Genomic DNA, 6,556 nt, shown 5'->3' on the forward strand with positions numbered 1-6,556 from the left:
ACATCACGGGGAGAAATGTACCGCGGGATCAGTGCGTCATCAGCCACTTGACGGACAGACGGAAAGGTTTGGTAGACGACGGGGACAAGAGGTCGCAGAGCGGAGATGAGCGGCCCCGCCGCCAAGGCAGGCGAACACGGCAGGTAGTTACGATGGATAGGGCCAGTTGTTGCCAGCGCTGCTTCGACTGCCCCGTATACGGCGTCGAACCAGATAGCGAGAGCGAACAATCACGACTGAAGCGCTATGCGCCGGGATTCCTGCGGGAGCTATGAGGACGGGGCGGCAGGGTGTCGTGAGTCCAGGAGTACTTATTCCCCGTCAATCGGACACCCGGGAGCGAAGATTGAACTCCCGGCTTTTTCATACCAGCGCAGGATTCCTTGCCAGATCTCCTGGGCGGATTCGGCATACCAGAACAGGTCCCGGTCCTCTTCATCGATGACGCCTTCGTCGCAGAGGAAATCGACATCGAACGCCCTGCGCCAGTAACTTGCCCCGACCAGAACGATGGGAACGGGGGCGATCTTGCCGGTCTGTACCAACGTCAGGGTGCCGAACAGTTCGTCGAAGGTACCGAAACCGCCCGGAAAGGCGACCAGGGCCCGGGCGCGCATGAGGAAGTGTAGTTTCCGCAACGCGAAGTACCGGAATCGGAAGCAGAGTTCCGGTGTGATATATGGGTTCGGAAACTGTTGATGCGGAAGGTGGATGTTGAGTCCGACGCTCGCCGCCCCGGCATCACTGGCACCGCGGTTGGCTGCCTCCATGGTTCCGGGACCGCCCCCGGTCATCACCACCAGGCGGCAGTCGCGCGGTCCGCCGCCGGATTCCGCCACGAGTCTCCCGAACTCCCGTGCCATATCGTAGTAGCGGCACTTGTCCCGCAGACTCTTGGCGATTCTCAGGCGACGACGCTGCTCCCGGTTGCCTGGATCCGCTTCGAGCGCCGCCTGCAGCGCATCGACCTCTGCCTGCGCGGCGCGAGGCTCGACGATGCGTGAACTTCCGAACACCACGATGGTATACCCGACACCGTGAGCCTGCAGCGTCAACTCCGGCTTGAGGTATTCGAGCTGCAGTCGAATTCCCCGATTCTCGTCGCGATGAAGGAACTCGACGTCGTCGTCGGCCTGTCGGTAGGAAGTGCCTTGAAGGATCTGCTTCAGCTTCGACGGAGCCTCCGGATTCTCGGTCGCAGGTTTGGGACTTCCCCCTGGCAACGATTCGGCGCGTTCATCGCGCCTTGGCGGTGACGGAACGTCGCGGTGATTTCCCGTGGTCACCTGGTGAGGCGCTCCCCGTGGCGGCGCTTGGCGTATGGCTCATCCGGTGCGACCGCGGTAGGCAGTCGCATTCCGGCATGGCGGGCTCGGAGACTTACTCGCGCGACCGCGAAACGATGTGGGTCACTTGCCCCGCCTCGAACGTGAGCTCGTAGACAAACTGCTCCGAACTGCGATCATAGATCCAGCGATTCATCTCCCTGCTCGTCGGCTTTCCGCACTTCTGCTCGACCTGGTATTCGGTGTCACCCTGCTGCACCAGCGACTGCCCGCAGGTCATGGCGTCGGCAAACAAGGGCGACGGCAAACTCATCGCCAGAAACAGCAATGTCGTCAGTTTGCATCTCATAGCGAATTCTCCCGAGGGGTTGGTGGCCGATTGATTGTCGTCGATTCCTAGAAGGTTAGCAGCTCATCGCAGATCCGCCGCCTGCATGTCCGAACCGGGTTGCACATGGGTGCGGGCGAGCAGGAGGTAGAACGCCGGGACCACGAACAGGGTGAACAGCGTGCCGATCCCCAAACCCGAGGCGATCACCAGACCGATGTCGAACCGGCTCACAGCACCCGGTCCGTAAGCCGTCAGCAACGGCGCCATGGCCAGGACCATCGCTGCGGTGGTCATCAGGATCGGACGCAGGCGAATGGATGCCGCCCGCTCCACGGCCTCCCGCTTGTCCAGTCCTTCGCGAATCTGAAGCTGGTTGGCGAACTCGACGATGAGGATCCCGTTCTTGGCGATCAGGCCGATCAGCGTGATCAGCCCGACCTGGGTATAGATGTTGATGGTCGCGAAGCCGATCATCAGGAAGGCGAGGGCGCCGGCAATGGACATGGGCACCGATACCAGGATGATCACGGGATCCCGCCAGCTCTCGAATTGGCCGGCCAGCACCAGGTAGATCACCAGCACCGACAGGAAGAAGGTCACCACCAGCGCGCTGCCCTGTCGCGCAAACTGGCGCGACTCTCCGGCGAAATCGTAGGTAAAGCCCCGCGGGAACACCTCCGCGGCCTGCGCCTCGAGAAAATCGATGGCGTCGCCCTGGGTCACGCCGGGGGCCATGATGCCCTCGACGGTGACGGAATTGAGCTGCTGAAACTGGGTCCGTTTGCCCGGTTCGACGGTTTTCTCGAAGGACACGATCGTCGACAACGGGACCAGCTCGTCCGAGTCCGTACGGATATAGTAATCGTCCAGCTGTTCGTGGTTCAGGCGAAACCGCTGTTCCACCTGGGGTATGACCTTGTAGCTGCGGCCTTCCAGGCTGAAGCGGTTGACATAACTCCCGCCCAGCAGGGTGGCAAGATCCCCGCCGATCTGACCCATGTCGATACCCAGATCGCCGGCCAGGTCCCGGTCGATGACGATGCGGGTGCGCGGACGATCGAACTCGATGGACTTGCGCAGAAACATGAACAATCCGCTCGCCATGCCTCTGCCTACGATCTCGTCGGCCACCTCGTCCAGACGGCGATAGTCCGCATCGCTGTTGATCACGAACTGCAGGGGCAGTCCGCGGCCGGCGCCCGGCAGGCTGGGGCGCGGGAAAACCGCGGTCTGGAAACCCGCCACGGTGGCGAGTTTGCCCTGGACCTCCGGCTGGACCTCGGACTGCGAACGCGCCCTTTGCGAGGGCGGGAGCATCTTGAAACCACCGAAGACGACGCTGGGATCGCCGCCGAAGCCCAGCAGGAAGAACCCCTCGTGGTACTCGGGAACGGTCTCGAACAGTTCGACGATCCGGCGCCCGTAAGCCTCGTCGTAGTCGATGGTCGCGGTCTGGGGCGCGCGGGCCTGGAAGAACAGGATGCTCTGATCTTCGGTGGGGGCGAGCTCGCGCTTGCTCATGGTGAACATGAACCAGATGCTTACGAGCACGACCAGCGCGAAGGTGATCGTGACCGGGATGGTGTCGAGTGACATGCCGAGGAGCCTGCGGTATCCGGTGGCCAGCCTGGAGAAGAACCGGTCGACGGCGTGCTCGAACCGTCCCGGTTCGTCAGCGGCCTTGAGGACGTGCGCGGACAACATGGGCGACAGGGTGAGCGCCACCACGCCGGAGACCAGGACCGCCCCCGCCAGGGTAAAGGCAAACTCGGTGAACAGTGTGCCGACCAGCCCCCCCATGAACCCGATCGGCGCGTAGACCGCCACCAGTGTGGTGGTCATCGCCACGATCGGCATTGCCAGCTCGCGGGCGCCCCGAATCGCCGCTTCGGTGCGTGTCTGACCCTCCTGGATGTGGCGGTGCACGTTCTCGATCACCACGATCGCATCGTCCACCACCAGGCCGATGGCCAGCACCATGGCCAGCAGGGTCAGCAGATTGATCGAGTAGCCCAGCAGCAGCATCAGGGTGCCAGCGCCGATCAGGGATAGCGGCACCGCCACCGCCGGTACCAGCGCGGCGCGCAGCGAGCCCAGCGAGAGAAAGATAACCGCCAGTACGATCAACACCGCCTCGGCCAGGGTGCGGAACACCTCCTCGATCGAGTCGTTGATGAAAACGCTGGCATCGTAGGGGATGTGCGCCGCCAGTCCTTCCGGCAACTGACTGCGGATGTCCGGCATGGCTTCGTGCACGCGTGCGGCCACCTCCAGCGGATTCGCGCCCGGCGCCGACTCGATGCCGATGAAGATGGCGGTCTTGCCCTTGTACCAGCTCGACGAATCGTAGTCCTCGGCACCGAGCTGGGTGGTCGCTACGTCGCTGATGCGCACCAGCGTACTGCCCGACTCGCGCACCACCAGACGTTCAAAATCCGTCGAATCGGACACGTCGGTGGTGGCGCTGAGATCGATCGCCACATAGTCACCCTTGGTCTGCCCGACGCCGGCGACATAATTGTTCGCCCGAAGGACGTTGCGCACGTCGCCGGCGGTCACGCCGAGCGCGGCCATGCGCAACGGATTCAGCCAGATGCGCATTGCGAAGACCTTGTTACCGATCAGCTCCGCCTTGGCCACACCCGGGATCGCCTGCAGCCGGGGTTGCACGACACGCCAAAGGTAGTCGGTGATCTGCGGCGGCGACATGGTGTCGCTGTAGAACGCCATGTACATCAGCGCGGTCGGGTCACCCGTGGTGGAGTCGATCACCGGGTCCTCGGCCTCGGCCGGCAGGACGTTGCGCTGGCTTGCGACCTTGGCCTGGATCTCGGCGACGGCGGCGTTGGGATCGTAATTGAGCTCCATCTGCGCCTCGATGACGGACACACCCTGGGTGCTGGTCGACGAGAGGTAGTCGATGCCGTTGGCCTCCGCGATGGCCTGCTGCAGGGGTGTCGTGATGAACCCCTTCACCAGGTCGGCGGAGGCACCGGGGTAGATCGTCGTCACCGTGACCACGGTGTCCCGGGTCTCGGGGTATTGGCGCACCTCCAGTGAGGCCAGGGAACGCAGGCCCACCACGAGGATCAGCAGGCTGACGACACTCGCCAGTACCGGCCGATGGATGAAGATGTCGGTAAACTTCACGGGTTGGAGTCGCGGGGCTCGAGTTCGACGCTGTTGTCGATCGTGACCGCCTGCCCGTTACGCAGCTTGACCTGCCCCGCGCTGACCACCCGGTCGCCCCCGGACAATCCCTCCAGGATCCGAACCCGGCCCTCTCGCTGCTCACCCGTATCGATCTGGATGCGGCGCACCGTGAGCTGCTCGCCGTCGCCCTCGACGAGGAACACCGAATCGCCGTAGGGGGTATAGGTAATGGCTGAGCGGGGCAGGGTGAGCACATCGTCCTGGCGCGGCAGGAGCACCCGGACGCGGGCGAACATGCCGGGACGCAATTTCTCCTGCGGATTGGGGAGCGTTGCCCGCACGCGGACGTTACGCGTCGTCTCCTGGATACGGGGCTCGATCGCCGTCACGCGTCCCTCGAAGCTCATCCCGGGCCAAGCCTTGACGGTGGCCTGCACCGACTGGTCGAGGGATATCAGCGGCAGGTCTCCCTCGGGGATGCTGAAGTCCAGGTAAACCGGATCCAGCAACTGCAGGGACACGAACTCCTGGCCTTCCGCGAGATACTGTCCGACATCCACCCTGCGGATCCCGAGCACACCGGAGAAGGGCGCTTCGATCTCTTTCTTCTCGATCAACTGCCGCTTGGCCTCAACCTGTGCGCGCGCATTGTCCAGCGCCGCCTCGGCCTGGTCGTAGTCGGAGCGGGAAATCGATTTCTTTTCCAGTAACTCGGCGAGACGGTCGAATTCCACCCTCGCCAGTCGGCTCTCCGCGATCAGTCCGGCGAGTTGCGCCCGGTCGACCCGTTCGTCGAGTTGTACCAGCAGATCGCCCTTGTTGACCCGACTTCCCGAAGTGAATGCGATCGACTCCACGATGCCAGGCACTTCGGTGGCGACATGTATCCCGGCCGCAGCCACCAGGCTACCGACGGATTGCAGGAATGGCTGCCAGCTTGACCGCTCCACCGTCGAGACCGCTACGGTGGCAGGCGGTGGCGCGACACCGAGCATCGCCTGCATCTGGCGCTCCTGGTGGAATTTCAGTCCGAACAGCCCGCCGAACAGAAGGGCCAGGAAGAGTGTGAGCCATACAAGCCGCCGGACGATCCGTGCCATGGCGTACTCAAACTTGGGATTCGGACGAAGGCCGGGAAACGATCCAGCTGCGACGCGGCCGCCTCATTCCTCGTTTTTCATATAGGTCAGCACCTCGAGTCCCGGGTTCGGCATACCCGCAATCTTCCAGGCCTCGACAGGCCCGCCGAAGAGGTTTCGGATGCAGTTCTTTTCCATGCCGACGCGGTCACAGATGATCTCCATCGCACAAAGCGAACCGTGCTCGAGGCAGTGTTTGCGAATGTCCGCGATGACCCGGAAATGCTCGTCGTTCAGTTCACTCACTCCCAGGTCCGCCGCCATGCGGCGCGCGACCGGTTCGCTCCAGTCACCGGAATCCTCAAGAAAACCATCTTCGTCAAGCACTGGGCTCACAGACTCGTTCATCAAACCACTCCTCATTGCAGCTCTTATCGTATCCGCATTCTAACGCTGGCTGGACAGTACTCACCACCAGCGGACTCCGGCTCCCGCTGAGAAGAAAGGAAAAGGGTCAGGTCTTGTCCCGTGACTGCGGCTCGAGTAGACTGCCTCCATGGCCAGACCAGGGCAAACGCACGAAATTTAGGCACTGCTGAGCAGCTTCTCCAAGTAGAGATCATCCCAACCCGCTTTCAGGCGCTTATTTTTCACGCCCAATTTTGTGGTCCTATCTTGTTTTAGAAGATTTATTGCAACATGTCGCA

6 protein-coding genes are annotated in these 6,556 nt (G+C 62.7%); all 6 read right to left on the reverse strand.

Annotation, left to right across the window (positions count from 1 at the left end):
• Positions 1-311 precede the first annotated feature (311 nt).
• Positions 312-1,286, reverse strand: coding sequence for an LOG family protein (locus LJE91_04835; protein MCG6868065.1), 975 nt, complete (start codon positions 1,284-1,286; stop codon positions 312-314).
• Positions 1,287-1,380: 94 nt separating this feature from the next.
• The gene (locus LJE91_04840; GenBank protein MCG6868066.1) at positions 1,381-1,635 is read right to left on the reverse strand and encodes a DUF2845 domain-containing protein; all 255 of its coding nucleotides are present in this window, start codon (positions 1,633-1,635) and stop codon (positions 1,381-1,383) included.
• Between the two features lie 63 nt (positions 1,636-1,698).
• Positions 1,699-4,767, reverse strand: coding sequence for an efflux RND transporter permease subunit (locus LJE91_04845; protein MCG6868067.1), 3,069 nt, complete (start codon positions 4,765-4,767; stop codon positions 1,699-1,701).
• Entirely contained in the window at positions 4,764-5,861 is a 1,098-nt protein-coding gene (locus LJE91_04850; GenBank protein ID MCG6868068.1) for an efflux RND transporter periplasmic adaptor subunit, read from the reverse strand. The genes LJE91_04845 and LJE91_04850 overlap by 4 nt, the downstream gene beginning before the upstream one ends.
• A 72-nt stretch (positions 5,862-5,933) precedes the next feature.
• Entirely contained in the window at positions 5,934-6,257 is a 324-nt protein-coding gene (locus LJE91_04855) for a TusE/DsrC/DsvC family sulfur relay protein (GenBank protein MCG6868069.1), read from the reverse strand.
• A 177-nt stretch (positions 6,258-6,434) separates the two neighbouring features.
• On the reverse strand, positions 6,435-6,556 hold a 122-nt coding region (locus LJE91_04860), incomplete at its 5' end, for an ISAs1 family transposase (protein ID MCG6868070.1).

The sequence above is a fragment of the Gammaproteobacteria bacterium genome, from assembly GCA_022340215.1.
Classification (GTDB): Bacteria; Pseudomonadota; Gammaproteobacteria; order JAJDOJ01; family JAJDOJ01; genus JAJDOJ01.